The sequence below is a fragment of the Salsipaludibacter albus genome (genome assembly GCF_019798055.1).
In the GTDB taxonomy this organism is placed as follows: Bacteria; Actinomycetota; Nitriliruptoria; order Nitriliruptorales; family Nitriliruptoraceae; genus Salsipaludibacter; species Salsipaludibacter albus.
The window spans coordinates 41,822-68,124 of the sequence record NZ_JAHOPH010000007.1; the positions used below are offsets into that span (position 1 = coordinate 41,822).

Below are 26,303 nucleotides of genomic sequence, written 5' to 3' on the forward strand. Positions count from 1 at the left end.
CGGGGAGGATCCACCATCCCACCAGCCACGCGAATACCTGCACCCACGTCGGCAAGCGACGGAACCACGTCCAGGAACGGCTCGCGACGACGGGCCACCCTCGACGGATGTCGGGGGCTGGCGGGACTCGTGACATTGCATTCACCTCGAATCCAGCATGATGAAGGGAGACGTGTGCCCGCGTGGGTCTCCCGTCCTTCGACCGTAGGACTCGGTACCCAGCATGCCGACCCGTCGGAATCTTGCGACTGCAGTCGCACTCGCTCGCAAGGCTTGCCTGGCAACCTGGCGACCATGACGACACCACCTGATCCGATCGTTGGCGCCTACGAGCGACTCATCAGTCGCTCGCTGGCAGCTCGCCTTGCCACCCTGGACGGGCGCGCACGGAGGGAAGACCTTGATCCCGCGGAGGCCTCGAGGCGACTGGCCGGAGTCGTGGAGCAAGCCCTCGTCGCCGCCTTCGAGGGCATCCCCAAGAGCCGTCGAACAACTGCGCAAGTCGAACTCGCCAACCAAGTCCTCGACTGGCTCGCCAACCAGGATGGCAGCGCAGCCGATCCCATCCAAGTGCCGGGGCAGGTGCTGCGGGCCATTGACCCGCCAGCAGGCTGGAGCAACCAGCCGGCGGAGCTTCCATCCATCCCGCTCCTCGACCATGACCTGCTGGCGAACTCGCCCGACGAGCCTCGCTTCGTCAACGCGCTGCTGAGTGAGTTCGCCACGGCGGATCGCATTGACGCCGTCGTCGCCTTCATCCGCAGGACCGGGCTCAACCTCATCCGCAACGGCGTGAAGGACGCTCGTGATCGCGGTGTCCCCATCAGGGTGCTGACGACGACGTACACGGGGTCGACCCAACGTGCGGCGATCGACTGGCTGGCGGACAACGGCGTCGAGGTCCAGGTGTCCTACGACACCAGGACGACACGGCTCCATGCGAAGTCGTGGATCATCCACCGTGACACCGGCTTCTCCACGGCGTACGTGGGCTCGTCGAACCTGTCGCACTCCGCCCTGGTCGAGGGGCTGGAGTGGAACGTCCGGCTGGCACAAGCGGCCGCTCCGGACGTCTTCGACAAGCTCACTGCGACGTTCGAGTCACTGTGGAACGACGACACCTTCGAGGCCTACGACCCGCAACGAGATGGTGAGCGATTCACACAGGCGATCGACGCCGGGCGGAGCGGCACCCCGATCACCGGGGTCTCCGGCCTCGAGATCCGGCCGTGGTCCTACCAACGGGAGATGCTCGAAGCCGTCGTGACGGAACGGCTGCGCTTCGATCGGCACCGCAACCTCGTCGTGGCACCCACCGGCACGGGCAAGACCGTGTTCGCGGCACTCGACTACCGGGCACTGCTCGAGGGCGACGGAGGCAACGAGCTCCCGCGCGACCCGACCCTGCTGTTCGTCGCACACCGCGAGAAGATCCTCAGCCAGTCGCTGCAGACCTTCCGTGATGTCCTCAAGCGAGGCGACTTCGGTGAACTCTTCGTGGGTGGCCAGCGGCCGAAGGCGTGGCGGCACGTCTTTGCGTCGATCCAGTCCCTCAACGCCCGCGACGTCGAAGAACTGGACCCGGGGCACTTCGACGTCGTCTACGTCGACGAGTTCCACCATGCCAGCGCGCCGACGTACGAGCGGCTGCTCAACCACCTGCAACCACGCGAGGTCGTCGGGCTCACGGCGACACCCGAGCGGGCCGACGGGATCAACGTCAAGGAGTTGTTCGACGACCGATACGCCTTCGAGATGCGACTGTGGGACGCACTCGACCAGCAGTTGTTGGTCCCGTTCCACTACTACGGCGTGGCCGACGGAACCGACCTTTCGAGCCTGGAGTGGAAGCGAGGCGGCTATCGGACGTCCGACCTCGAGAACGTGTACTTCCTGGACGAGAACGAACAGCGCACGTCAAAGGTCCTCGCGGCCCTGCATGACACGGTGGACGTTGCGTCGATGCGCGCCTTCGGATTCTGCGTCTCCGTGGCCCATGCCACATACATGGCCGAGCGCTTCCGACAGGCAGGCATTGCCGCGGAGGCCATGAGCGGTGAGACGCCACGGGACGAGCGGGAGCGCCAACTGCACGCCCTCCGGTCCGGCGAGCTCAGCGTCATCTTCGCCGTCGACGTCCTGACCGAAGGCGTCGACGTCCCGAGCGTGGACACCATCCTGTTGCTCCGTCCCACCGAGTCCGCCACGGTCTTCCTGCAGCAGATCGGCCGGGGACTCCGACTTCACCGGGACAAGGACGTCTGCCTGGTCCTGGACTTCATCGGACAACAGCACCGTCGCTTCCGCTCCGACCTGCGCCTGCGTGCCCTCACCGGCAGGTCGAAGGGCGAGCTGGTCGATGACCTCGAACATGGCTTCCCGCGGCTCCCGGCGGGTTGCCACCTCCAGCTCGACGCGGTCGCCGAGGAGTTGGTCAGGGCGAACCTCGAGCAGGTGATCTCGACGACGACCCTGGCCCTGTCGAAGGACCTCCGGGAATTGACCGACGTGGTCGGCCGGGAGCTCACGCTCCGCGACTTCCTGGACCATGCGGCGCTGGACCTCCACGACCTCTACGCCAAGTCCAGTTGGACCCAGGTCCAGCGCCTCGCCGGCTACGACCTCGCGCCTCCTGGTCCTCGCGAGACCGAACTCACCAAGGGCGTTCGTCGCCTGCTTGAGGTCGATGATCGGGAACGCATCGGAGTCATCGAACTCCTGGCCGAAGGAATCGAGATTCCTGCCGACGCCCGGGCGCAGCGGTTGGCGTCCATGGTTGCCTTCCCCCTCTTCGACGACGGCAAGGCGCCCGACACCCTGGAAGGCGTTGCAGCGGCACTTTCGCGTGAGCCAGCCATCGTGCAGGAACTGCGGGAACTCGCCGTCGAACTGGATGCCCGAGCCGACCACATCACTCGGCCAAGTCCACTGCCCGCCGAAGTGCCGTTGCACGTGCATGGGACCTACCGGCGAGAGGAAGTCCTCGTCGCGCTGGGTGACCGCGCGCTGGGGGACAGGATCTCGCACCGCGAGGGCGTCAAGTACATCAGGCCGTACAACATCGACGTGTTCATGGTGACCTTGGAGAAGTCCGAGCGGGACTACTCCCCGACGACTCGCTACCACGACTACGCAATTTCCCGCGACCTGTTCCACTGGGAGTCGCAGTCCAACCAAACCCGGACCTCCCCCACTGGCCAGCGCTACCTCGATGGTTCGTCAACCGTCCTGCTGTTCGTCCGCCGGACGAACAAGGTGGGCGGACGGGCGCCGGCGTACACGTTCCTCGGTCCGGTCTCGCATGTCAGCGACAAGGGCGAGAAACCGATCCAGATCACCTGGAAGCTGCAAACCCCCATGCCCGAGACGCTCTTCCGGACCGCCAAGGCGGCCGGCGGCTGATGACGGGCGCCAAGACGCGACTGACCTGGCCACCCGCGGTGCGTCGTCCAGGAAGGCGGCAGCGGCAGTGACCGAGCCCCGAGCAGTATCCACCCGTCCCCGGGGAGACCTGCTTCCCGAACTGCGGGACATGCTGCGGTGCGCCGACGAAGCCACGATCGCCTCGGCCTTCGTCGACACCCGCGGGATCCACCTCCTCGGTGACGAACTCGAGCGGCTCGGCTCCTCGTGTCGGTTGCTCGCGACATCCGTCTTCGGGGGCGACCGGACCCATGCAGCGATGGAGGCCGCTACCCAGATGGACGTCGACTGCCGACTCTTCAACCCCTCACGCGGCACCTTCCACCCGAAGGTCACCCTGGTGCGCCGGGATGGAGAGGCCTTCGCGATGGTCGGATCCGCAAACATCACCGCCGGCTTGGTCAGGAATGTCGAGGCCGACGTCGTCGTCGGCGGGTCCCTCGCGTTGGACGTCGAAGAGCGAGTCAGGTCTTGGTGGGAGAGTCCTGAGGCCAAGACCTGGGAGCATCCCGGCGGTCAGGTGCAGGACGTCATCAGCGTGGAGCTGTGGGCACTGCTGCGCGCCGCCCTGCGACCCGAGTCCGTCGTCCACACCGTTTCGAGCCGCAAGCCCAACCGGATCGCCCAGCTCAACCGCGCCGGGCTGTGGGTCGAGACGGAACGCTCGCGACGCCTTGGGCGGGAACCAGAACTCGTGGAGCCCTGGATGCTGGACGTGGCCTGGGCAGCCCTCGTGGCAGACGGTGAACTCTCCAACACGCGACTGTTGAACGACCTGCGAGTGCATCGATCGTCGTTTGTCTGCGCCGTCCTGTCGGAGTTGCCAGGCGTGGAGGTCGCGAGTCGCCGCCCCATCAGGCTTGTGCTGGACACGGCGGTCTCCCGGACGAACCCCGTATGGCCGGGCGTCGCAGCCGACCTCGATGGTGGTTACGACGTCGGAGACTCGTAGCCGCACTTCGCGGTCGAGCAGAGCCGCGACCGTCGTCACGACAGCTCCGCGACACGCTTACGTACCGCGGGTCGCACAGACCGGGCCCGGCTCCTCGTATCACGATCACCCGTCAGGGCCTCGCGTGTGGTGGACCGGCCACTCCGCGACGACCTCGCGCGTCCGGACGCCAACACGACACACGCGACCCGAGGAGCACCACATGGCCAGCCTGATGGACGAGCACTTCCGCGTCGACCAGCCGCGACCGCACGACATCGTGGACAACCCGCTCCAGATCGCGGGACTCGGCGGGGGTTTCGAGGCCAACATCGGCATCCGGGTCATCGACGGCAACGGTGACGCGATCGTCACGACGCACACGACGAACTCCAACCTCGCCAGCCAGTGGCAGGACACCGTCGGGCTGATGCACGTGCCGGCCACGGCGAACGGCCTGGTCGAGGTCGGTCCGGGCACGGGCGCCGACGAGGTCCCGGCGTGGGTCTCGATCCCGGTGATCTTCGGCATCGCGCTGGTGCACGAGTACTCGGGCTTCTACCTCTACACCGTGCAGCCAGGTGACACCCTCGGCGCCATCGCGGCCTCGGAGGCAGCCGGCGGGCTGTTCGACGACAGCGAGAGCTGGCACCCCATCCACCGCGCCAACTCCCACATCATTCACGACCCGAACAAGATCCGTCCCGGCATGGTGCTGCGCATCCCCTCGGCCTTCTGAGCAGAGCGGGTGTCGACGTCACCGCGGCGGGTGACTGGCCAAGTGGATCGGCCTCGTCGCCACCCGGGTCGAGCATCGCGGGCTCACCAGAGCTGGGCCGGCAGTGTCCCGAGTCCGACCTCGCTGGCCCCAGCGTGCAGGCGGCGGTCCCAGGTCGCCATGACGGTGACGTCGGCGCCGAGGACGAGTGCACTCGCCAGGTGGATGGCATCGAGCGCACCAAGGGCATGACGCGGTGCCAGCATCCCCGCACGCCGTTCGACCTCGGCGTTCAGTTCGACGAGGCGCAGCGCAGCTCGATACGAGTCCCAGTGCTGGAGGGCACGGTCGTGGTCGTCCCCGACGAGGCGTCCGGCCCTCGTGGCGGAGGCCAGGGCAGCACACACCTCGGGATGGACCACGCGGCTGGCAACGACCGCGTCGGCGCCGTCCCAGAGCGCCGCGACGTCGTCACTTCGCTGCTCGTCGACGAACAGCTTGACGAGTGCACTCGCATCGAAGTAGGCGATCACGTCCGGTGGTCGTCGCGGTCCTCGACGACGGCCTCCGAGACGGGCTGCTCGGACCCATCGCCCGTCAGGGCCACCCGGGGGCCGTTCACCGCTCGCGGACGTTGGCCGGTCGGTGGGCTGACCACACCGTCGGCAACCAGCCGGTCGAGCTGCGTCACCGTGTCCACCCCGACGAGCCTCGCAACGGGACGCCCGCGATCTGTCACGACCACCTCCTCACCGTCCTCGAGCCGCCGAAGCCAGTCCTTCAGGTCCCGCCGGAACGCCGAGACGCCAACCTCACCCACGGTTGCCTCCTGTACATCTACCTTCTGATCAACTGTACAGAAACCGCATTCGGAATCCTGACTGCAGGCCACGGCCCATGGTGGACCATGACGAGGCCCCGCGGCTCGACGTTCCAACCGTGTGTGGACAACCAGGTGGCGACGAACCGAAAGCGCGAGGCAGGCTCGGCCCACGCCCAGGCGGTTTCAGATGGTTGATCCATACCCACCGGTCGCCAGGCGTGTGCTACACCGTCCACGTGGGAGGTGGATCTGGTGGCCAACGAACGCATCGGGATCAGTGAACTGCGGAATCACGCTTCCCGCTGGGGGTGAGTCGTGCCGAGCAGGGCCACCGGATCGAGATCACCAAACGCGGACGGCTGGTGGCCATGCTTTCGCCGGCGAGCGCCGGCGACGACCCCCTGGCCGAGATGGAGCGGGCCGGACGTGTCACGCGAGCCGTCAATGGATGGGAGCAGCCACCCCCACGTCGCGAGGCGGACGCCTCGACGACGGAGACGATCCAGTCCATGCGCGACCGTGACGCGGCCCGATGACCAGGGGTGACTTCTTGCGACTCGTGACCACGCCCGGCTGACCGAGCTCGGGCACGGCACGACGGCCCGGTCCCCACGGATCACAGGTGCTTGCGGGCTTCCCGGCGCGACAGGCCCGACAGCCGGTCCTCGCGGTCGGCGACGAAGGTTCGGACCCAGTCGGGGTCGACGCGCGCGTACTGGCGCAGGGCCCAGCCGATCGCCTTGCGGACGAAGAACTCGTCACCGAAGGTCGACCCCTCGAGGTTGGCGTCGATGACGTCGGTGAGCAGGTCCAGGTCCGTGTCGGCCTTCGCCCCCAGTTGCGAGATGATCGCGACCCGCCGCAGCCACAGGTCGTCGGCGCGTGCCCAGTCGCGGATCGTCGGCGCGACCTCCTCCGGGTGGGTGGCCAGGACCTCGCCGACCAGCTTCGCGGTGGCGTCGACCAGGTCCCACCACGCCCCGGTCGTCACCAGGTGGGCGGCCAGCGGCAGCACGTCGAGGTCGTGCCAGCGGTGGTAGCGCCGTGCCAGCGCCAGCTCGATCGCGGCGTAGCGCTCCTCGCGATGGGTGGCGTCGTCCCACAGCCGCAGGACAGCGACCTCCCACTGGTCACGATCCGTCAGCTCGTGGGCCGGGTCGCGCACGATCGGACCGACGATCCGCCGCATCTCCCCCATCGTCACGCCGTGGAACGGCATGGTCGACTTCATGTAGCGCTGCTGGCCAGCCGCCCGCTCGGGATCGGCATGGTCGGCCAGCCCCGACCGGACCGCCGACACGACCTCGCGCGCCACGGCCGTGTCGCCGGCGTGGTGGTCAGCTTGGGAGGTCCGCGAGCTCATCGTCGTGGCCAGTAGGGGCGTCGAGCCGGCTCGGGCACCCGCTCGGCCCAGTGCGCGAGCAGGTCCGCCAACGACGCCGCCATCGCACCACCGACGGGAAGCTGCCGCGTGAGGACGAACACGATGGTGAGCTCGTGCTCGCCGGCAAAGTCTCGGACGTTCTCGGTCACGACGACCATCCCGTGGCTGCGCGCATGCTCGGCGACCAGGCTGTCGGGTGCACCACCCAGCCCCAACTCCTGCACGTGGTGGGCCTCGATCGCGTGTTTGTCCCGAAGTCGTGCTGCAGCCGCCAGGGGCCACATCTCGTCCAACAGCACCTTCACCGGTACAGGGCTCGCCGTTCCGCGGCCAACTGCTGGCTGGCCTCGACCGCGGCCTCGTTGGCCTCGACCATGGCCATGACCTCGTCGCGATGTGCCGCGGCATAGGCAAGTGCCTGTTCGACCTGGACAGGCTGGAGTGGAGCCTCGGTCGTCAGCTGCCCGATCCGTTCGTCCTCCGACCCGGACAACTCGCGCATGCGGGCCACGACCTCCCAGACATCCGGTCCGCCGGCCAGGCCGGCCCGCCGACGGTGAGCGGGGCCACGAAACACCACCATGGGGTGGTCACGGGTTGCGTGTGCCTCGTGGATCAGCCGCGACAGCACGTCCGTGGCGCTGACCCCGTGATCCTTGGCCAACGACGCCAACTGCTCCCTCGTCGCGTCCTCGAAGCGAAACGACGTGCTGCTCGGCATGCGGGCTCCTCGTAGCGCTCGATACCACAACGTAGCGCACCATCCCGACGTGGCGCAGAGCGTTCAGTCGTGGTGGCGGGCTGCCATCGGACCGCTCCGCCTCACGCATCGAGAAGGAGCGTGACCTCCAGGCCGAGGTGGCGACGCGCCAGGTGGGCCTGTCGCCGGTCCAGCGTGGCCAGCTCCAGCCCGTGGGACCGGCAGGTCAGCGCGATCAACAGGTCGTGGACGTTGCCGCCCAACTGCCAGGCGCTGCCGTTGCGCAGGACGGTGCGGTAGGCGTCGGCCGGGGTGACGGCCAGGCGTTCGACGTCGGCCCAGGGAGCCAGCGCCTGCTGGACGGTGTCCACGTCGAGGTTGAACGGTCCGGCGCGGAGGACCGCCCATGCCTCTGCGACGACGATGCCCGGGACGGTGCCGGTGGACGCCGCGACCACGTGCGGCCGAGCGCGGTCGTGGAACTCGTGGGCCTCGACCAGACCGGCCACCAGGACCGAGGTGTCGATCACCGCTGGTCCCGGTGCCGGTGGATCGCCGCGACGGCGTCGTCGTTGGGGATCGTGTCGGACGTCCCGAATGCCACCACCGGCAGGCCGTCTCGGGCCTGCCTGACGATCGCCGGGCGCAGGTGCTCCAGGGCGATCCCCTCGGGGGTCGGGATCAACTCGAGGACCCCGCCGTCGTGCAGCCCGAGTCGTTCCCGCTCGTGTTGCGGAATGACGATCCGGCCTTGGCGGTCCACCTTGACGGTTGTTCCCATCGGGGCGCCCTCCTTCCACGTCGATGCCATCCTAACACCATTGCGATGGGTTCCGATGGGACCGTGCCGATCATCGCGTGACGAACGAGGCGGTGCCCGTCGAGCCGTCCACGGTGGCAGCGGCCCTGGACGTGCCGGGGACGCCCGGATCTGGTCGACGAGGCACCGGACTGTCGTCCAGGGGTCAGGGAACCGGGGCGGACAGGAACTGGCAGGTGGTGCCGGGGGCGCCGACCAGGCGGAGGTCGAGCGTGGCCAGCGGCACGTCAAGTTGTTCGGCGATCGCGACGTACCAGGCGTCGTAGGACGTGACGTTCGCTCGCAGTTCCCACGCCCGCTCAGCGAAGGGCTCGAAGGGAAGCAGGTCCATGGCGAGCTCGACGAGGTCGGCATGGGCCAGTGATGCTGTATCGGGCGACAGCTGGCCATGGCGTTCGGCCCGACGCAGGATGTTCGCCGCCTCGACCGGCAACAGGTGTGGAGCGACCAAGGGTTCAGCGGCCACAACGTCAGCCGCCCACTGCCCAGCGGATCCGGAGTCCACGAGCGCGGCCACGACGATCGATGCATCGGCCACGACGGTCATCGACGATCGATGTCCCGGTGCTCGATGATCTCCTGGGTGGAAAGCGCGGTCCCAGTGGACTCGACCCGTCGACGGGCACGACGAATCACCTCGGAGGGATCAGGACGCGCCGACACCGCGACCAAATGGGCTCGGAGATATTCCTGGAGTGACTGGCCGGACCTGGCAGCGCGGGCGGCGAGCTCGTCCCGAGCGGCGTCGGGAACGTCACGGATCGTGATGGCAACCATGGCTGCATCCTACAGCGGTTAGCTGCAGAATGCAGCCACTGTCACATTGGTCACGGGACCTCGATGGCGACGTTGCCGCGGGCGTGGTGGGACAGCATCTGGGCAACGGCGGCCGGTGTCTCGGCCAGTCGGTAGGTCCGGTCGATGACGGTCTCCACCTCCCCCGCCGCCAACAGGTCGGCCAGTTCGGTGAGGTCGACGCGGTTCACCTCAGCACGGATCGTCGCGACGTTGGTCGAGCCCAGGCCGAGCAGCATCGCCCTCGCCATCCGTGGCAGGCCACGCAGCAACCGCGTGCCCTGGCCGACCGAGTTCGGCACGAACAGCCCGTCCTCGGCCAGCAACCGCACCATCGCCTTCGGCGCGTGGTTCGCCACGTTGTCGAACACGACGTCGTAGCGCGCGTCCACCTCCGTCACGTCCTGCTCGGTGTAGTCGATGACGTGGTCGGCGCCCAGCGACCGCACGAGCTCGACATTGCGCCCCGAGCACACCCCGGTCACCTCGGCACCCAGCCGGTGGGCGAGCTGGACCATGAACGTGCCGACCCCGCCGGACGCCCCGTTGACCAGCACGGTCGTCCCGGGCCCGATGTCGGCGACGTCGCGGACGCCGACCAGTGCCGTCAGCCCCGACATCACGCTGGCGGCGGCGTCGACCCAGCCCACGCCGTCGGGCTTCCGGACCAGGGTGTCAGCCGGTGCGGCCGCGTACTCGCAGAAGGTGCCCGGGGTGGCCAGCGAGTCGGCCCAGGACGAGCCGAACACCTCGTCGCCCGGTTCGAGGTCGGTGACGTCACGACCGACCTCGACGACCACACCGGCGAGGTCGCTGCCACGGGTCGGCGTCCTCGGGCGCCGCAGGCCGGCTTGCACCCGCAAGACCCAGGGCTCACCGACCGTGCCCAGCCAGTCCGGGGTGTTGACGCTGGTCGCGCGCACCTCCACCAGCACCTCGTCGGCCGCGGGCGTGGGACGCTCCACCTCCGCGAGGTGCATGACCTGCTCGGGTGGCCCGTACCGGTCTTGCACGATCGCCTGCATGGTCGCGCTCCTCGAGGTCGGTTCGATCGTCGGGCGGGGTGTCGTGTCGGTACTCATCATCGTCATCCTTGCAGGTGTGTGGGCGGCCGGGGTCGTCCCCGACCGCCGGGTACGTGGGTCAGCGGCGGCTGCCGGTCAGGACGCCGGGTTCGGTGGGCTCGCTCGGGCCGCCGAGACCCGCCGGGGTCGCGGGGACGGTGACGTCGACCGGTGCGCCCTCGATCGACGCGTGCGGCAGGATCCGGTCGAGCCAGCCGGGCAGCCACCAGTTGGCGCGGCCCATCAGCGCCATCGACGCCGGCACGATCACCATCCGCACGATCGTGGCGTCCAGCAGGATCGCGGTCGCCAGGCCCAGCCCGACCATGCGGACCAGGGGCGACGGGTCGAGGAAGAACGCGCCGAACACCGCCGTCATGATCAGCGCGGCCGAGGTGATGACCCGGCCGGTCGCCGAGATGCCGCGCGCCACCGACTCGGCGTTGTCGCCGGTCGCCGTGTACTCCTCGCGGATGCGTGACAGCAGGAACACCTCGTAGTCCATCGACAGCCCGAACAGCACGGCGAAGAACATCACCGGCAGTGGCGAGGCGACGACGACGGTGCCCTCCAGCCCCAGCAGGCTCGCGCCCCACCCCCACTGGAACACCGCGACCACCACGCCGTACGCGCCGCCGATCGACAGCAGGTTCATCAGCGCGGCCTTCAACGGCACCGCGATCGAGCGGAACACGATCATCAGCAGCAGGATCGACACCAGCAGGATCGCCCCGATGAACAGCGGCAGGGTGTCGTCCAGCTGGGTGGTGAGGTCGTCGGTCATCGCGGTCAGCCCGGCCACGGCGACGTTGTCGGGGAGGTCGGCGCGGACCCGTGCGAGCGTGTCCGCGGTGGCGGGGTCGGCCGGGGCGGTCGTCGGGATGGTCGGCAGCACGACCGTGTCACCGGCCGGCGACACCATCGGCGCCCCCACGAACGCGACGCCGGGGTCGGCGACGACATCGGCGGCCAGCGCGTCCAGCCCCGCCTCGTCGACCCCGTCCTCCTGCAGGTCGGCGACCAGCAGCAGCGGCGCGTTGAAGCCCGGGCCGAACCCGTCGGACAACAGGTCGTAGGCCCGGCGGTGGGTCATCGTGGTCGGGTCGTCCCCGGCGTCGGGAAAGCCGGTCTCCATCGACAGCGCCGGCAGGGCCAGCGCGACCAGCACGGCGCTGGCGACCACCAGGTACGGCAGCGGCCGGGCCGACACGCGGTGGGCGAAGCGCCACCAGCCGGTGTCGTGCACGTCGCGGTACCCGGCGTGGCGACCACGCACGCGCAGCCGGTCGATCCGGTCGCCGAGCAGGGTGAGGATGGCGGGCAGCAGGGTCAGCGCCGCGGCGACGGCCAGCAGCACGACCAGCGACGTGGCGATCCCGATCGAGGCGAGGAAGCCCAGCCCGGTCAGGACCAGTGCCAGCATCGCGATGACGACCGTCCCGCCGGCGAACAGCACCGCCGAGCCCGACGTCGACATCGCGGTGACCAGTGCGGCGTCGTTGGGTGTCCCGGACCGGCGCAGCTCCTGGTAGCGGGCGACGACGAACAGGGCGTAGTCGATCCCGACACCCAGGCCGATCATCGCGGCGATGGTCGGTGCCGACGTGGACACGTCCATGGCGTTGGCCAGCAGCGCGATCCCGCCGAGCCCGGACGCGACGGCGACCAGTGCCAGCGAGATCGGCACGAGTGCCGCGACGACCGTGCCGAACGCCACGACCAGCACGACCAGGGCGACGACCAGGCCGATCGCCTCGGCCGCGGCCGGTTCGGCCTCGGCGTTGATGAAGGCGGCGTCACCGCCCAGCTCGGCCTGCAGCCCGGCATCACGGGCGGCCGCGAGCGCGTCGTACGCCGCGGCCGGCGGGTCGGGGCCGAGCTCGGTCGCGGGCTCGTCGAAGGTGATCTCGGCGAACGCGACCCGGCCGTCGGCCGAGACGGTGCCGGCCGCGAACGGGTCGGCGACGGCGGTGACGTGCTCGGTGGCACGGACCTCGTCGAGCGCCGTGTCGATGGCGTCGCGCCCTTCCTCGACGGTGGTGCCGTCGGGTGCGGCGAACACGGCCAGGGCGCTGCCACCGGCGGCTTCGGGGAAGCGCTCCTCGAGCAGCTCCATGGCGCGGGCGGACTGGCTGCCCGGTGCGGACAGGTCGTCGGTGAACGCGCCACCGATGCTGCCGGCGAGTGCGAGGATCAGGGCGACCAGCAGCGCCCAGGCGCCGATGGTGACCCAGGGTCGGCGGGCGCTGGTGGCCCCGAGACGGCGGACGAAGGTTGACATGGTGGAGGCTCCCAGTGGAGGTGGCAGGGGTGGTTCGTGCACTGGTCCCCATGCTCGGCCGGGACGTCGCCAACGTCGTCCGGCGCCGGGTTGGTCGTGCTCCCGTCGCGCGACGGGATTCCTCCGTGGTCGACCTCCGTCCTGGGGAGGAGGCAGGATCCGCCGTGCGTGGGACGATCCCGCGGTGGCCAGGGCGTAGGGTTCGACACGTGACCGGACCGGTCCGTCGTCGACCCCGGAGCACCGTGGACACCGCCGCCCCGACCCGACCCCGCCCGCCGCGCGAGCTGACGCAGCGGGTCCGAGGGCCGTTCTCGCGCTGGCCGCGGGTCGCGGACGCCACGCTCGCCGTGGTCCTGTTCCTGTTCTCGCTGCTGTTGACCGAGGGCCCGGGCGACACGATGGTCCTGCGCGACCTGGGCGGCACCCCCGTACCGGTGCTGGTCGTCTTCGCGATCGCCGCGGCGGCCGTCTACTGGCGCCGCGCGTACCCCGTGCGGGTCGTGGCGGTGGCGATCGCGTCGTTGCTGGTGCTGCTGGGCAGTGGCTACGCCGACACCGGACTGTCCGTGATCGTCGCGCTGTACAGCGTCGGGCGCTACCACGACGCCGACCTGTGGGGCCGGGCCGCCGCGGTCGCCGCCAGCATCGTGATCGTGCTGGACGGGCTGACCGACGACCTGCCGTGGGGCGAGGTCGCCTTCGCGGTGGTCGTGATGCTGGCCTCGTGGTTCGTCGGGCGGTGGCGCCGGATGCGGGCCGAGCGGGCCGCGCAGTTCCTCCGCCAGCAGGAGGCCGAGGCCCGTCGTGCCGTCGCCGAGGAACGCACCCGGATCGCCCGTGAGCTGCACGACGTCGTCGCCCACCAGGTCAGCCTGATGACCGTGCAGGCCGGCGCCGCGCAGGCGGTCGTCGACGACGACCCGGTCGCCGCCCGCCGCGCGATGGTGGCCGTCGAGGAGACGGGGAGGCAGGCGCTGGACGAGCTGCGCCACCTCTTGGGGGTCCTGCGCCCGGACACCGAGGAGACCGGCCGCGACCCGCAACCCGAGCTGGCCGACCTGCCTCGCCTGGCCGGTCGGGTGCGGGCCGCCGGGGTCGACGTGGTCCTGGAGGTGGAGGACGTGCCGGCCGACCTCCCGGCCCGGGTCCAGCTGTCGGCCTACCGGATCGTGCAGGAGGCCCTGACCAACGTGATCCGCCACGCCGGCAACGGCGCCCGGGCCCGGGTCGCCGTGCGGTGTGTCGCGGTGGACGGGAGGCAGGTCCTGGACGTGGAGGTGGAGGACGACGGCGGCGCGGGTGGGCCGGTGCCGGTGGCGGACGGCGGCCACGGGATCGTCGGGATGCGCGAGCGAGCCCTGCTGCTGGGCGGGGACCTGCAGGTCGGTCCGACCGCCGCGGGTGGCTTCCGGGTGATGGCGCGGCTGCCGCTGGACGCGAACGCGCCTTCGCCGGACGGCTCGCGGTCGAGGGTCGAGGAGGTCAGCCGTGGCCAGTGACGAGCGCCGGTCCCCTGCCTCCGCCGCGGCGTCTGCTCCCGGTGGAGCCGAGGCCGCGACGTCACCGATCCGCATCGTGGTCGTCGACGACCAGGAGTTGGTGCGCAGCGGCTTCGCGATGGTGCTGGGCGTGCACGACGACCTCGAGGTCGTGGGCGAGGCCGCCACGGGCACCGAGGCCGTCCGGGTCGTGCGTGCGGAGCGGCCCGACGTCGTGCTGATGGACATCCGCATGCCGGAGATGGACGGGCTGGCGGCGACCGCGGCCGTGCTGGACGAGGCCGACTGGGACCTGAAGGTCGTGATTTTGACGACGTTCGACCCCGACGAGTACGTCTACGAGGCGTTGCGGGCCGGGGCCAGCGGGTTCGTGCTCAAGGACATCCCGCCCGCCGACCTGGCCAAGGCCGTGCGCACGGTCGCCGACGGCGGGGCGTTGCTGGCGCCGTCGATCACCCGCCGGCTGATCGGTCGGTTCGCCGGGCGGCTCGCGGTCGACGGTGCGGTGGCGGACCGGCTCGACCGCTTGACCGAGCGGGAGCGCGAGATCGTCCGGGCCGTCGCGCGGGGTGGGACCAACGCCGAAGTCGCCGACGAGCTGTTCATCGGCGTGGCGACCGTCAAGTCGCACGTGTCGAGCGTCCTGACCAAGCTGGGGCTGCGCGACCGCGCCCAGGTCGTCGTGTTCGCCTACGAGTCCGGCCTGGTCGAGCCCGGCGGCCACGACATCGGCACCTGACCGGCGGTGGACCGTCGGGCCAGGCGTCACCAGGCCTCGTCCGCATGGACGTCGACGACCAGGGCGTAGGCCTGGTCGGTGAGCAGGTCCAGGACCTCGCCTGGGTCCAGCCTCCTCCCGGCGGGGTCCCGGTACTGGTCGTCGCTGCGCGCGAGGGCCTCGTCGCGTGGACCGGTGAACGCGAGGGTGAGTTCGAGGTCGTCCTCGGCCGAGTTGTAGGAGGCCGGCGGCAGGTCCTGCGGTCCGTAGATCACGGGCTGGCCGTCCGGGTCGATGGACAGCTCGTGGCCCAGCAGTCCGAAGTAGTCCTCGGCGACGTGGGCGAGGCCCTGCGAGTCCTCTCGTTCCGACCGGCGGTCCGCCAGGCCCGTCGCCTGCAGGGCGTCGTCGAGCTCGGCCATGTCCGCCCGGAACGTCGCGTCCGAGGGGACCGCCACGACGACGGCGTGCCCCACCACGCACGACAGGTCGAACGGATCGTCGCGCTTCCAGTCGTGCTGGCCCTCGGTGCAGTCGCGGTACGCACGGGTCGCCACCACCTCGGCGCCGGCGGGCAGTTCGGACCGGGCCACGCGGGCGAGCTCGTCGGCCGCGTCCTCGACCTCGATCGCGAGTTCGTCCAGGGCCGCCTGAACCTCCGCGTCGTCCGCGGTCGGCGCGTCGCCGCCACACGCGGCGAGCAGGGCCAGCCCGACCAGGATCATGGCGGCGGCTCGTCCCCAGGTGACCTGCACGTCGCGCTCCCCTCGACCGTCCGTGTGCAGGGTCGCGGACGTCGCGCTCGCCGGCGTCAGGGATGCCCCGGAAGGGTTGCCGCACCTCGCGATCCGTGGCCCACGAGCCGGCAGAGCGAGCCGGACGGTCCTCGGCGTGCCCGGACCTTCGGCCCGTGCCGGGTCTGGCGGACCGGGCCTATCGTGGCAGCAGGCCGCCCACCGCGGATTCCTCACGGGCCGGCGGCGGGCAGACGCGACGACCAGACAGGAGCACCGCGATGACCGACCACGGACGCGAGCCGTACATCGTCGACATCGAGCAGACGACGCTCGACAACGCCACCTTCCGCACGACGCTGTGGACGGGCGAGCACCTGCAGCTGACGGTGATGGGCATCGCGCCCGGCGACGACATCGGGCTGGAGGTGCACCCGGACAACGACCAGTTCCTGCGCCTGGAGCAGGGTCGCGGTCGCTGCCAGATGGGCCCGTCCGAGGACGACCTGCCGTTCGACGAGGAAGTCTCCGACGACTGGGCGATCCTGGTCCCCGCCGGGACGTGGCACAACGTCACCAACATCGGCGACGAGCCGATGAAGGTCTACGCCCTGTACGGCCCGCCCGACCACGTCCCCGGCACGGTCCACCAGACCCACGACGACGCCCGCAACGACCCGAACGAGGACTGATCTCCGGGCCAGATCGGCGTACGAGCCCGGCCGCTCCGTCCGACGAGCGAATGCCCCGAGTGCTTGTGGCGCGCCTAGGGTGCGTGTCGGGGCGAGAGGGGCAGCCATGCCGCAGGTCACGATGCGCGACGGCCGGGTGCTGGACGTGCAGGTCGAGGGACCCGACGACGGCCACGTCGCGGTGTTCTTCCACGGCACGCCCGGGTCGAGAGTGCCGCCACGCGACCTGGTGCGCTCGGCCATCCGTCACGGCCTGCGGTTCGTGACGTGGTCACGCCCTGGCTTCGGTGGGTCGAGTCGACTGCGTGGGCGGCGCATCGTGGACGTCGTGGCCGACACCGAGGACGTGCTGGCCCACCTCGGGGTGGACGAGTGCGTGGTCGGTGGTGGGTCGGGTGGCGGCCCGCATGCGTTGGCGTGCGGCGCCCGCCTGGACGCTGCCCGGGCCGTCCTGTGCAACGCCTGCGTCGCGCCGTTCGACGCGGAGGGACTGGACTTCCTGGGCGGCATGGGCAAGGGCAACCACGATGAACTCGATGCCATCCTGGCTGGTGAGGACACGCTGAGGACCTATCTCGAGGCGGCGGTCGCCGACATGGGCGACGTCACCGTCGACGACGTCCTGCGGTCGCTGTCCACCGTCCTGCCGCCGGTGGATCGGGCGGTGATCACCGCCGAGCTCGCCGAGGACATGGTGGCGTCGAGGCGCGAAGCCATCCGCACCGGGGTCGATGGGTGGCTGGACGACGACCTCGCCTTCGTGACCGACTGGGGATTCGAACTGGACGAGATCGAGGTGCCGGTGACCCTGTGGCAGGGCTCGGAGGACCTCATGGTCCCGTTCACCCACGGCCAGTGGCTGGCGGAGCGGATCCCCGACGTCCACGCCCACCTCGAGCAGGGAGAGGGCCACATGTCCATCGGCGTGGGCCACGTCGACGAGATGCTCGATGAGTTGGTCGAGCTGGCCGGCTGGGAGTAGCTCCTGGGTGCCCGACCGCGACCAGGATCGAACAACCCACGAACAATCGGCTGTTGGTCAGGGCCACCGCCCGTCAGACGGGGGGTCTGACCGACGAGGTCTCTCCAGTACCGTGCCGCGTCCGGCGTGCAGGTGCGCCGGGGCCGCACCGGATCGAGCCGACGAGCCACGGGTGGTTCGTCGACCGGAGTGCTGGAGGGCCGTGCAGTGGACGTGATGTGGTCCGTGCCGGTCGCCGGGGCAGCGTTGGTGGTGGCCGGCGTGGTGCTGGTCACCGTGGGGGTGCGCTTCACCCACCTGGTCGACGAGCTCGCCGACCGCACCGGGATGGGCGAGGCCCTGGCCGGCGCGCTGCTGCTGGGCGCCACGACGTCGCTCCCGGGCCTGATCACGACGATCCTCGGCGCTGCGTCCGGCGAGGCCGGCTTCGCCATGAGCAACGCGATCGGCGGGATCGCGGCACAGACGGTGTTCCTGGCCATCGCGGACAGCTTCTACCGGCCCGTCAACCTCGAACACGCGGCGGCGTCGGTGCCCAACATGGTCCAGTCCATGGTGCTGGTGAGCCTGATCGGGCTCGTGCTGGGCGCCACGGGGTCGCCCGACGTCACGCTGCTGGGCATCCACCCGGCGACGTTCCTGCTGGTGGCCATGTACGTGTACGGGCTCATGCTGGTGCGTGACGCCCACCACAACCCGCGCTGGGCGCCGGAACAGACCGACAAGACCGTGGTGGACGAACCCGACGAGGAGCACTCCGGACGGGCCATGTCCCGGCTGTGGGTGGAGTTCGGCATCTCGGCGGCGGTCGTGGCCGCCACCGGCTGGGTCGTGGGGACCGCCGGCCTGTCGCTGGCCGACCAGACCGGCCTGTCCGGGTCGCTGGTGGGTGCCCTGTTCACCAGCGTCGTGACGTCGCTGCCCGAACTGGTCACGGTCATCGCCGCCGTGCGCATCGGCGCCGTCACCTTGGCCGTGGGCGACATCCTCGGCGGCAACACCTTCGACGTCCTGTTCGTCGCGGCCGCCGACATCGCCTACCGGGACGGCTCGATCTACCACGCCGCCGACAGCTCCGCGTTGTTCCTCATGGCCGTCACGGTGGTGCTGGTGGCGGTCCTGGCCGCCGGCATGCTCCGTCGGGACGAGCGCGCCATCGGGTTCGAGGGCGTGGCGATCATCGGCTTCTACGCCCTCGGCATCACCTCGCTGGTCCTGGTCGGCTGATCGGCCGCTTCGCCGTCGACCGCGCCCTGGCCAGCAGGTCGGCCGGCGCCGCCCGAAACCGTCAGGGCGCACCAGGGTCGAAGACGTCCCACAGGGTGCGATCACAAACGGCGCACTCCATCGCCAGCGCACGCCGCGGCATCGGCTTCATCGGGCCCTGCCGAATCCTGTCCTCCGCTGCCTGCGCCGAATCCACACACTGGGCGCACACCACGTAGCTGCCCAATGCCGTGATCCACCCCATCGGCCGTTCAGGGCGGCCTGGTCGCGGACGGCCTCTTCCTGCCTGCGCCCGTTGACGACCCACTTCCTTGTAGCTCTCATCCACCATCGGCAGCTCCGCGCTTCGGAGTTGATCGTGGGTCAGCACCCGGGAACCGGATCGGGCCTGCACGCACGGTGAGGACCGAACCCGACTGCACACGGCGGACGGTCAGGCGTTCGACGAGGTGGTCGTTGGGGGTGAACGGCAGGTGTGCCTTCGGGTCCCGGCCGAGCAGCGGTGACAGGCCGTCGATGGTCGGCTTCATGATTCTTTCGAGCGATCGCTCCGTCCGGACGGCGATGTCGACCCAGGCCGGGCCAGTCACCTGGTCGGTGACCGCCTCGTCGACCGCAGCCTCCCAGGCCCCCATGTCGAACCCGCGACTTCCCGGAAGGGCGTTGAAGGCCACGATGAGAGCCGGGGCCTCGGCTGGTGGCAGGACGTCCGGATCGAGCGCCACGGTGACGCCGGGGATGTCGACCTCCTTCGTGACCACCAGGGCATCCAGGCCGCGATACCCCCACGAGCAGACACCGGCGTCACGGAGGCCGGCAAGCACGGGGCGTGCGAGGTTGTCGATGTCCACGTGGCGACGTGTCGAGGACAGGGCCAGTGCGATGCCCAGCCGAGAGCACGGGCTGCGTCCCGCGGCCGCCGTGGCGACGGCTCGGCGCCATTCCTTCTCGCGAGGATCCTCACCGGCGATGGGGGTACCTCGCACGACGATCGGGGAGGTCGGATCGACGTCGGGGGCGGGGAACCGTTCGTCGTTGCGGTCGATCTTGGCATGGGCGGCGGCCGCCAGGTCCACGCCGAGGATGTCGGCGAGTCGGACGAGGTAGATCGCGACGTCAGCCAGTTCGTCCCGGACGGCGTCAGCCTTGGCCGGGTCGTCCATGACAGCACTGGCCTCGTCCGGCGTGAGCCACTGGAATTCGGCGAGCAACTCGCCCGCCTCCCCCGCCAGCGCCATCGCGAGGTTGTCGGGCGTGTGGTACTGCCCCCAGTCACGGACGTCGGCGAAGCGTCGGAGCCGCGTCTGCAGGTCCTCGAACTCGGACGTCACTCGTATCCCTCCCGCGGCTGAGCGGCCAAGGCCACCGAATCCGGAACCCCCAATCCTCCGAGCTCGAACACCGTCGCCACTCCACCGAGATCGATGGTCTTGCCGGCGACGATGTTCGGCGCGAACGACACGCCGTTGGCACGGAGCTCGGCAAGGGTGACCGGCCGCTCGAGTTCGGTCATTGCCTCCAGGTGAATGATGCCGATGGCCGCCCCCGGTTCGATGTTGAGGCGGTCGTGCAGTTGCGGCAGTGTTGACACGCCCAGCAGGTGCCCGTAACGCCGATACGCCTCGCGAGCGTCGGCCACCTCGTAGTCGCCGGGATAGGTGGAGTAGCCCCGGATGGCGCGTTGTTCCTCGGGCACGGTCGCGTCCTTGACGAGGTGGAACAGGACCCCGCCCTCCGCGAGCGCGCGAAACTGGTTGGTGTTGCGTCGCCAGAACAACGCCCGGTCGGCTCCATCACGCTGCCGAAGCTGGAAGTCCCACCACTCGTCGTTCGTGATGGCGATGTAGCCGGGTGCACCGCGGGTCGAGCTGGCGGCGAGTCGTCCGACCAGTTGGCCAGTGCGTGCCTGCAGGCGCACGAGTCGACGCCGGTCCTCCCGTTCGAGCATGCGACGGTCACGGGCGCGCTGGCGATAGTGGTCCCAATCGTGACTGCGACGCAGGTCTCGCAACGGCAAGCCGTGGTCCCAGACCTGCTCGAACCTGGCGCGCTGAGCATCGGCCCCTGGGGATGGATCACGCTCGACCAATTCCTCGTACTGCTCGACGTTGGACGTCCAGCCCGCGCCGGTGAGGTTGGCCGATCCGCTGAGCGTGACGAGTTCGCCTGGTCGCTCGACGAGGTAGAGCTTCGGATGGAACTGGGACGCCGACAGTGCACTGCCGTCGGGCACGACACGGACGTCGAACCCGGCGTGCTCGAGCTGTTCGACCGCCTGAGGGTCGGTCACCCCGAACCCCAGTCCGACGACCGCACGGCTCCCGGAAGGGGGGCCGAGGCGCAACAGCCGCGAGACGCCCGAGGTCTTCGCGTAGGCAACGCCGAGGTGAGCGCGCGTCGACCCGTCGAACGCCACCCGCATGCGTTCCTCGAACGCCGTGACCTGGTTCAGGCCTGGCCGATACTCCACCTGGCACCTCCTCCGGCCGACACGCTAGGCACCGATTGGCACCTGCACACCTCGCGTGGTGCGTGATCGGTCGGCTGGCGACCGGAGGTGAGGTCGCAAAGCCTCGGCGAGTCGGTCGAGGGCGGCTTCGACGTCCGTGGGGGTGCCCCGAAGGGCCAGCTCATGGGTCTCGATGGCTGTGCCGCTTCCGATGACCTCAACGTGCTTCGGTGGCGGTCCGCCTTCTCGTTCGGCGTACAGGAGCGAGGACGCTGGGAGGCCCATGACCGTGCTGTAGGCGTGGGCTTGGTAGAGGTCGCCCGACCGCCCGCGGCCGCCCTCGAGCAGCTTGTACTTGACGTCGGCAACGTGCACCGGACGGCGGTTCCGGAAGAACACGATGTCAGGCTTCATCACCAGGTGCCGGTCGCGGTCGAACGCCGTCCTGGGCTCGCGTTCAACCGTCACGTCGTCGGGCATCCGACGACGGAGCCCCTCGGCCACGTGGTCCTCGAACACGGTGCTCATGTCGACGAGGAACGTGTCGCCGTGTGCAACCCCTGCGTGTTCGGCGATGAACCGTCGCGCCAGGATCAACCTGGCGAGGCGGGCCGGCGTCGCGTAGTGGCGATCCAGCCGCGTGAAGACGTGCCCATCGAGGGATTCCGGACGCGGTGCGCCATCCGACACCTCGTGCATGGCAGCAAGGTGCCCCCGCAGGAGGCGACGGATGCCGCGAGGCAGGTTGCGGTCCACAGCGGCGTCCACCGCAGCCGCCTTCAGGAACCGGTTCAGGTCGGTGTCGGCGGTGAACTCGTCGAAGTCGCACGGAGCAGGAACCGGTGGCCGATGCGGCGTGCGCGCCAGCTCGCCGAAGTCGAGCCGGCCCTGCACGCGGGTGACCCGGTCGTGGCGGTGCCGGTAGCTGTGTACGAGGCCGGCCTGCAGGGACCGGCCCAGCAGGCGGGCGTACATGGCGTACAGCACCGACGCGAGGTCGTCGGTCGGCGACCGGCCGTACTCCTGGTCGAACCAGGTGACGGCGTCGAGTGATCCGCTGAGCAGGTAGAGCAGGGTGCTCAACCGGACCTTGGGTCGGATCCGCACGGTCACGCCGCCGACGACGAGGGTGCCCACGACGCCACCGGCCCGCAGCCGGTACTCCCCCGGCCTGCGGGTGGGTCGAACGTCGAGCACGTCCGGCGCGACGAGCGTCAGCGCGTGTCCCTGGTCGGGGTTCAGGTGCTCCAGGCTCGAGCCGTGCTCCCGGAGTTCGATCACCCGACCGTCGGACCCGCTACGCACTGGCGTCACTGCCATCATCGGCAGCACCCGGCTCCCCACCGACCCGGTAGTCGCCCCCAGGCTCGGCCACCTGGTCCAGCACATCGTCGTCGGGGCCGTACTGCTCGACGATCCGAGGGAACGTGAATCGGGCGATCTGCTCCTCGCGGCCGAACAGCTGCTCCTCGATGTAGGGGTGGATCGAGAAGTCCCAGATTTCCTCGACCGTGTCGAGGCTGAGTTCGACGTCCTCTCCGACCATGAAGTGACTCGGCCCGATCTGGAGGTGCGGACCGCCGAGCAGCTCGCGCAGCTCGGCGTTGACAGCATCAAGTGCGTCCGCAACCCACAGCCCCGTCGTGCGCTCCTGGCCCTCGAGGTACCGACGGAGCAGCCCCTTGATCTCGCCCTCGTGGGGGAAGAACGGCACGAACGTGAATCGACGACGCAGGGCGGCATCGATCAGCGCGATCGACCGGTCGGCGGTGTTCATGGTCCCGATGACCAGCAGGTTGTCGGGGAGGCTGAACGGCTCGTGGCTGTACTGCAGCCGAACGTCGTCGTCGCGGTACTCCAGCAGGTAGAGCAACTCGCCGAACACCTTCGGCAGGTTGGCACGGTTGATCTCGTCGACCAGCATGACGTGCGGCTCGTCGCTGTCGCGAGCCGCCTCGGCAAGTGTCTTGAGGGGTCCCGACTCCAGCGAGTACCCGATCGAGCCTTCGATGACGCTCGGTCGGAACCCCTCGATGAAGTCCTCGTAGCTGTACGAGGGGTGGAACTGCACGACCTCGACCCGTTCGGAGTCACCGGCCACGACCTGCGCAAGCTCGCGCGCGACGAACGTCTTGCCCGTCCCGGGCGGTCCGTAGAAGATCACCTGCCGCTTCCGCTTGAGCAGGCTGGTGATCCGCCCGAGCCACGACTCGCTGAGGTGAAGCCGAGAGGCCAGCTGGGCGACCGTGGTGGAATCGGCGTGCACCTCGCTGACACGGGCCCCAGGCGCCTCCTCGGTTGGCGACGCGACGGCCTCGTCGTCGCCAAGTCTTTGCGCCCGCCATTGCCGGAAGGCGCTGACCTCTGCCGGGTCGTTGCCCTCGGGAACGTGCACGCCGACCATTTGCCAGAGGAGCCCTTGGGTATCCAAGCGGTCCTGGAGTACCCGGCCACGGTCGGCGAGTTCGCGACTGACCTCGTCGAGCAGCCGCATCCAGTCCTCGTAGCGTTCGCCGACTGTGACCTCCGTGGGCGGTGCCTCGCCGACCAGCTCGTAGACCTGATTGACCCGCGTCAAGAGGAAGGGTGCATAGTCGCCGTCCGCCGCCAACAGCAGCGCACCGACGATGGTCAGGTGGCCACCCGGTCGCCCGATGGACTCCTCCGCGTTGCTGCGCAGCGTGTCGCTGAACTCGTCGACCCGCTCACTCACGGGCAGACCCTCATCGAGGAGCCGGGTCAACTGTTCATATGCCAAGTCTGGATGGGCTTCGAGGAATCCCTTGAACCGGTCACCACTGACGTGGTGCACCAAGTTGGCCGTGATCGCCCGCACAACCGGGGTGGCCCAATCCTCGGGCCGCGGGGCAACACCAATGGCCTCGCCCACTGCACGGCCGATATCGAGCTTGTATTCACGCTCGTCCTCGAACAGGTGCTCGTCCGAGTAGAGCTCGGAGAACCTCCGGAGCTGGTCGAAGACCTCGGCGCGCTGCGGATCCCACTTTCGATGGATGTCTGAGTCGTAGAAGGTGTCGATCTCCTTGCCGCCCTCGGCCAGCTCAGACCGGATCTCGGCCAGCGCCCGGTCGATGTCGTCGACCTCGCCGATGCGGTCGCGGAAGGCCTCGACGATCGCTTCGCGGTGCTTGCGCGAGACGATCGGCTCGAAGGTGTCAGGGTGGACCATGTGCAGCATGGCCAGCTGCTGGGTGTACGCCGCGTGGTGCTCGATGGAGAAGACCAAGTCCTTGAAGGCCCACGGGTCGGTGAGCAACTCGTCCTGGCGCTCCGGTGGGACAGACTTGAAGCTGATCAGCAGGTCGATGAAGAACTGCAACTGGTAGGCGCGGTAGCTGTTGTAGGCAACGCCCGGATTGATGAGGCCATGGTCCAGCGCGCCCGCAACGTCGTCAGGGATTTCGACTGGGTCGTCCATGAGCTCGAGCACGGTCCTGACCAGCGCACGCTTGCGCGCACCACTGACGGCGGTGCTGATCAGGAGGTGGGCGGCCAGCATCTCGGCGAACAGCAGGACGACGTCGTCGGAGGAATCTCGCAGCTGCTCGGCCACGCGCTCCAGGAACGTGCCTTCTCCTACGTCTGCCTGCTCCGTGAAGGCCTCGCGCAGGCGGTCGAGGTTGCCCAACGACCAGACGACGCGATCGGCCTCGAAGAGCGAGTGGTCCTGTCGAAGGCACCGATCGACCCAGCGCTCCAGCACCGCGTACGTCATCTGCTGATCTGAGTCGGAACTCTTGGGCACCGGTCAACTCTCATCTTGATCGATGAGGCACTGTAGGCGCCTAGCGAGACACGAGATCCAGATGACCGGACCGGGGAAGACAGTGACGATGCGCAGTCGGGCTGCTCTAGAGCTCGCTTGTGGTCTCCACCTCGAGGAGCTGGTCAAGTCGTCCATACCTCTGGTACTGCGTCCACGCACCCTTGGAGTCATGAAGAATCGGAGAGTCCCGGTGAGACAATCCGGGATCATCCTTCCTCTGCAAGAGGTACACGTCTTTCTGAGCCCCATCGACCTGCAATCCCGCGTCCAGTAGCTCGTGCATCAGGTCTGCCAGTTCGCGGACGTCTGGATCAGGGTCTTCCCGCAACTGGCCAGCATTCTCCGCGGAGAACTCCACCCGAGGGAAACTCTTCCTGACACGCGGAAACTCTGGCTCGATCTGCTTGCTCCTGTAGAAGCCCCAATGTTCCACGGGCCGGATGGCCCGGTCAGCCTGACAGACGTAGGCACCGTGATCTCGCCAGATGCGGTAGGCGCTGCTCGCAGCGACAACTACGACGTCATCACCGCCCACCAGCCCGTCCAGCACAAACAGGTCGGTGAGTTCTCGAAGCAGGAATCTCTGGCGTTCACTCGCGGGCTCCGCGGGATCAGCGAGGACCTCCTCGATCGCCTGCGTCAGTGCTTCGAAGTTTGTCCACACGAGTCGATCGTCTTCGACATCGGCGAGGATCGAGGGCCTGTCGGCGTCCGGGGTCAGTGCGATCACGGCTTCAGGACTGTGCGCTCCGTCGAGTCGGTCCAAGTGGCGCCGCAGTTGGTGCACGTGAGCAGGCGTGGTGATCCCGCCGCGCTGAGTCTTGACCTCGAACAAGAACCGGAAGTTCGCCGTCATCTCACCGTCAGGGACACCGGCACCGCCGCGAGAAGGCTGAGTCTTGTACGCCACAAGTTCCATCTCGGGCTGCTCGAGGGCGGCCCCCAGGATCCGGCCGACCAGGTCGATGCCCAGGCGTTCGAAGACGGCCAAGGTCGACGCTGAGACTCGGTTCTCGCCTTGGCGATACGTGCTGAACAGCGGCGACGTCAATGGAGCCCCTCTTCGTGGATTGGTGGCTCAACGTAGTTGGAACAGGGGCGGTGCGACGCCGGCCCGGAATCCCGGGCAAGGCCTTGCGTCGTCTTCAGGAGCCATCATCCAAGTTCGCTGTCGACGCCCGGTTCAAGCCTGACACCTCTCGGGTCTGGTCTTGTCTGTCTGCCGGACCGCCGCGAACCTGCGGGCCGGGCACGGCTGGCCTAGCGTTGGTAG

At 69.3% G+C, this 26,303-nt stretch carries 26 protein-coding genes; 9 read left to right on the forward strand and 17 right to left on the reverse strand.

What is annotated here, in order from left to right:
- The first annotated feature begins 174 nt into the window (after positions 1 to 174).
- The 3 genes from KR546_RS06145 (at position 175) to KR546_RS06155 (ending at position 5,093) form a co-directional block, all read left to right on the forward strand.
- Complete coding sequence (locus KR546_RS06145; protein WP_238443827.1) at positions 175 to 3,402, forward strand: DEAD/DEAH box helicase; 3,228 nt, start codon at positions 175 to 177, stop codon at positions 3,400 to 3,402.
- 298 nt (positions 3,403 to 3,700) lie between these two features.
- Positions 3,701 to 4,375 carry a phospholipase D family protein gene (locus KR546_RS06150; RefSeq protein WP_238443828.1) on the forward strand — a complete coding sequence of 225 codons (675 nt, stop codon included), beginning with the start codon at positions 3,701 to 3,703 and terminating at the stop codon, positions 4,373 to 4,375.
- A gap of 202 nt (positions 4,376 to 4,577) precedes the next feature.
- A complete protein-coding gene (locus tag KR546_RS06155) occupies positions 4,578 to 5,093 on the forward strand; it encodes a LysM peptidoglycan-binding domain-containing protein (RefSeq protein ID WP_238443829.1) in 516 nt (171 codons plus the stop codon).
- Between the two features lie 83 nt (positions 5,094 to 5,176).
- On the opposite strand, the gene KR546_RS06160 is transcribed toward KR546_RS06155, so the two are convergent.
- Positions 5,177 to 5,605: a type II toxin-antitoxin system VapC family toxin gene (locus tag KR546_RS06160; RefSeq protein ID WP_238443830.1), complete on the reverse strand. Its 429-nt coding sequence runs from the start codon at positions 5,603 to 5,605 to the stop codon at positions 5,177 to 5,179.
- Positions 5,602 to 5,964, reverse strand: coding sequence for a type II toxin-antitoxin system Phd/YefM family antitoxin (locus tag KR546_RS06165; protein WP_238443831.1), 363 nt, complete (start codon positions 5,962 to 5,964; stop codon positions 5,602 to 5,604). The genes KR546_RS06160 and KR546_RS06165 overlap by 4 nt, the downstream gene beginning before the upstream one ends.
- Positions 5,965 to 6,257: 293 nt before the next feature.
- Between KR546_RS06165 and KR546_RS06170 the strand changes: the two genes are divergently transcribed.
- Positions 6,258 to 6,431, forward strand: a complete 174-nt coding sequence (locus KR546_RS06170; RefSeq protein WP_238443832.1) for a hypothetical protein — start codon at positions 6,258 to 6,260, stop codon at positions 6,429 to 6,431.
- A gap of 80 nt (positions 6,432 to 6,511) precedes the next feature.
- Here KR546_RS06170 and KR546_RS06175 read toward each other — a convergent pair whose 3' ends face one another.
- The 9 genes from KR546_RS06175 to KR546_RS06215 form a co-directional block, all read right to left on the reverse strand.
- Positions 6,512 to 7,258 (reverse strand): DNA alkylation repair protein, encoded by a 747-nt coding sequence (locus KR546_RS06175; protein ID WP_238443833.1) that lies wholly within the window; start codon positions 7,256 to 7,258, stop codon positions 6,512 to 6,514.
- On the reverse strand, positions 7,255 to 7,584 hold the full coding sequence (locus KR546_RS06180; RefSeq protein ID WP_238443834.1) for a DUF5615 family PIN-like protein: 330 nt from the start codon (positions 7,582 to 7,584) through the stop codon (positions 7,255 to 7,257). Before KR546_RS06180 ends, KR546_RS06175 begins: the two co-directional genes overlap by 4 nt.
- Entirely contained in the window at positions 7,581 to 8,000 is a 420-nt protein-coding gene (locus KR546_RS06185; RefSeq protein WP_238443835.1) for a hypothetical protein, read from the reverse strand. The genes KR546_RS06180 and KR546_RS06185 overlap by 4 nt, the downstream gene beginning before the upstream one ends.
- 101 nt (positions 8,001 to 8,101) lie before the next feature.
- Complete coding sequence (locus KR546_RS06190) at positions 8,102 to 8,509, reverse strand: type II toxin-antitoxin system VapC family toxin (protein ID WP_238443836.1); 408 nt, start codon at positions 8,507 to 8,509, stop codon at positions 8,102 to 8,104.
- Positions 8,506 to 8,760 (reverse strand): AbrB/MazE/SpoVT family DNA-binding domain-containing protein, encoded by a 255-nt coding sequence (locus KR546_RS06195; protein WP_238443837.1) that lies wholly within the window; start codon positions 8,758 to 8,760, stop codon positions 8,506 to 8,508. The genes KR546_RS06190 and KR546_RS06195 overlap by 4 nt, the downstream gene beginning before the upstream one ends.
- Before the next feature lie 184 nt (positions 8,761 to 8,944).
- A complete protein-coding gene (locus KR546_RS06200) occupies positions 8,945 to 9,346 on the reverse strand; it encodes a type II toxin-antitoxin system VapC family toxin (protein WP_274387683.1) in 402 nt (133 codons plus the stop codon).
- Positions 9,343 to 9,576: a FitA-like ribbon-helix-helix domain-containing protein gene (locus tag KR546_RS06205; protein ID WP_238443839.1), complete on the reverse strand. Its 234-nt coding sequence runs from the start codon at positions 9,574 to 9,576 to the stop codon at positions 9,343 to 9,345. Before KR546_RS06205 ends, KR546_RS06200 begins: the two co-directional genes overlap by 4 nt.
- Positions 9,577 to 9,626: 50 nt before the next feature.
- The gene (locus KR546_RS06210) at positions 9,627 to 10,619 is read right to left on the reverse strand and encodes an NAD(P)-dependent alcohol dehydrogenase (RefSeq protein ID WP_238443840.1); all 993 of its coding nucleotides are present in this window, start codon (positions 10,617 to 10,619) and stop codon (positions 9,627 to 9,629) included.
- A gap of 118 nt (positions 10,620 to 10,737) precedes the next feature.
- Positions 10,738 to 12,939 (reverse strand): MMPL family transporter, encoded by a 2,202-nt coding sequence (locus tag KR546_RS06215; protein ID WP_238443841.1) that lies wholly within the window; start codon positions 12,937 to 12,939, stop codon positions 10,738 to 10,740.
- A gap of 245 nt (positions 12,940 to 13,184) precedes the next feature.
- Here KR546_RS06215 and KR546_RS19590 point away from each other — a divergent pair, with 245 nt between their 5' ends.
- Both KR546_RS19590 and KR546_RS19595 read left to right on the forward strand, forming a co-directional pair.
- On the forward strand, positions 13,185 to 14,441 hold the full coding sequence (locus KR546_RS19590; RefSeq protein ID WP_238443842.1) for a sensor histidine kinase: 1,257 nt from the start codon (positions 13,185 to 13,187) through the stop codon (positions 14,439 to 14,441).
- A 67-nt stretch (positions 14,442 to 14,508) separates the two neighbouring features.
- The gene (locus KR546_RS19595) at positions 14,509 to 15,180 is read left to right on the forward strand and encodes a response regulator transcription factor (protein WP_420804243.1); all 672 of its coding nucleotides are present in this window, start codon (positions 14,509 to 14,511) and stop codon (positions 15,178 to 15,180) included.
- A 26-nt stretch (positions 15,181 to 15,206) separates the two neighbouring features.
- Here the strand turns inward: KR546_RS19595 and KR546_RS06230 are convergent, their stop codons facing one another.
- A complete protein-coding gene (locus KR546_RS06230) occupies positions 15,207 to 15,914 on the reverse strand; it encodes a hypothetical protein (RefSeq protein WP_238443843.1) in 708 nt (235 codons plus the stop codon).
- Positions 15,915 to 16,174: 260 nt separating this feature from the next.
- On the opposite strand from KR546_RS06230, the gene KR546_RS06235 reads away from it, so the two are divergent.
- From KR546_RS06235 to KR546_RS06245, 3 genes are all read left to right on the forward strand, one after another.
- Entirely contained in the window at positions 16,175 to 16,585 is a 411-nt protein-coding gene (locus tag KR546_RS06235; protein ID WP_238443844.1) for a cupin domain-containing protein, read from the forward strand.
- Positions 16,586 to 16,691: 106 nt separating this feature from the next.
- Entirely contained in the window at positions 16,692 to 17,567 is an 876-nt protein-coding gene (locus KR546_RS06240; RefSeq protein WP_238443845.1) for an alpha/beta fold hydrolase, read from the forward strand.
- Positions 17,568 to 17,783: 216 nt separating this feature from the next.
- Complete coding sequence (locus KR546_RS06245) at positions 17,784 to 18,794, forward strand: sodium:calcium antiporter (RefSeq protein WP_238443846.1); 1,011 nt, start codon at positions 17,784 to 17,786, stop codon at positions 18,792 to 18,794.
- Between the two features lie 320 nt (positions 18,795 to 19,114).
- On the opposite strand, the gene KR546_RS19055 is transcribed toward KR546_RS06245, so the two are convergent.
- The 5 genes from KR546_RS19055 to KR546_RS06270 all read right to left on the reverse strand — a co-directional run bounded on the left by KR546_RS19055 (position 19,115) and on the right by KR546_RS06270 (position 26,081).
- Positions 19,115 to 20,125, reverse strand: coding sequence for a nucleotide pyrophosphohydrolase (locus KR546_RS19055; protein ID WP_338019104.1), 1,011 nt, complete (start codon positions 20,123 to 20,125; stop codon positions 19,115 to 19,117).
- Positions 20,122 to 21,210 (reverse strand): phospholipase D family protein, encoded by a 1,089-nt coding sequence (locus KR546_RS06255; RefSeq protein WP_238443847.1) that lies wholly within the window; start codon positions 21,208 to 21,210, stop codon positions 20,122 to 20,124. The genes KR546_RS19055 and KR546_RS06255 overlap by 4 nt, the downstream gene beginning before the upstream one ends.
- A 78-nt stretch (positions 21,211 to 21,288) precedes the next feature.
- Positions 21,289 to 22,632, reverse strand: a complete 1,344-nt coding sequence (locus KR546_RS06260; protein ID WP_338019105.1) for an McrC family protein — start codon at positions 22,630 to 22,632, stop codon at positions 21,289 to 21,291.
- Positions 22,541 to 25,009: an McrB family protein gene (locus KR546_RS19600; protein ID WP_238443848.1), complete on the reverse strand. Its 2,469-nt coding sequence runs from the start codon at positions 25,007 to 25,009 to the stop codon at positions 22,541 to 22,543. Before KR546_RS19600 ends, KR546_RS06260 begins: the two co-directional genes overlap by 92 nt.
- Positions 25,010 to 25,115: 106 nt before the next feature.
- Positions 25,116 to 26,081 carry a hypothetical protein gene (locus tag KR546_RS06270; RefSeq protein WP_238443849.1) on the reverse strand — a complete coding sequence of 322 codons (966 nt, stop codon included), beginning with the start codon at positions 26,079 to 26,081 and terminating at the stop codon, positions 25,116 to 25,118.
- Positions 26,082 to 26,303 lie beyond the last annotated feature (222 nt).

Coding starts and splice junctions, on each gene's coding strand:
- KR546_RS06150 (WP_238443828.1), top strand. CDS start 3,701: ATGGACGTCGACTGCCGACTCTTCAACCCCTCACGCGGCACCTTCCAC.
- KR546_RS06155 (WP_238443829.1), top strand. CDS start 4,578: ATGGCCAGCCTGATGGACGAGCACTTCCGCGTCGACCAGCCGCGACCG.
- KR546_RS06200 (WP_274387683.1), bottom strand. CDS start 9,346: ATGACCGTCGTGGCCGATGCATCGATCGTCGTGGCCGCGCTCGTGGAC.
- KR546_RS06195 (WP_238443837.1), bottom strand. CDS start 8,760: ATGGGAACAACCGTCAAGGTGGACCGCCAAGGCCGGATCGTCATTCCG.
- KR546_RS06235 (WP_238443844.1), top strand. CDS start 16,175: ATGACCGACCACGGACGCGAGCCGTACATCGTCGACATCGAGCAGACG.
- KR546_RS06210 (WP_238443840.1), bottom strand. CDS start 10,619: ATGCAGGCGATCGTGCAAGACCGGTACGGGCCACCCGAGCAGGTCATG.
- KR546_RS06175 (WP_238443833.1), bottom strand. CDS start 7,258: ATGAGCTCGCGGACCTCCCAAGCTGACCACCACGCCGGCGACACGGCC.
- KR546_RS06215 (WP_238443841.1), bottom strand. CDS start 12,939: ATGTCAACCTTCGTCCGCCGTCTCGGGGCCACCAGCGCCCGCCGACCC.
- KR546_RS06240 (WP_238443845.1), top strand. CDS start 16,692: ATGCCGCAGGTCACGATGCGCGACGGCCGGGTGCTGGACGTGCAGGTC.
- KR546_RS06260 (WP_338019105.1), bottom strand. CDS start 22,632: ATGTGCTGGACCAGGTGGCCGAGCCTGGGGGCGACTACCGGGTCGGTG.
- KR546_RS06245 (WP_238443846.1), top strand. CDS start 17,784: ATGTGGTCCGTGCCGGTCGCCGGGGCAGCGTTGGTGGTGGCCGGCGTG.
- KR546_RS06185 (WP_238443835.1), bottom strand. CDS start 8,000: ATGCCGAGCAGCACGTCGTTTCGCTTCGAGGACGCGACGAGGGAGCAG.
- KR546_RS06205 (WP_238443839.1), bottom strand. CDS start 9,576: ATGGTTGCCATCACGATCCGTGACGTTCCCGACGCCGCTCGGGACGAG.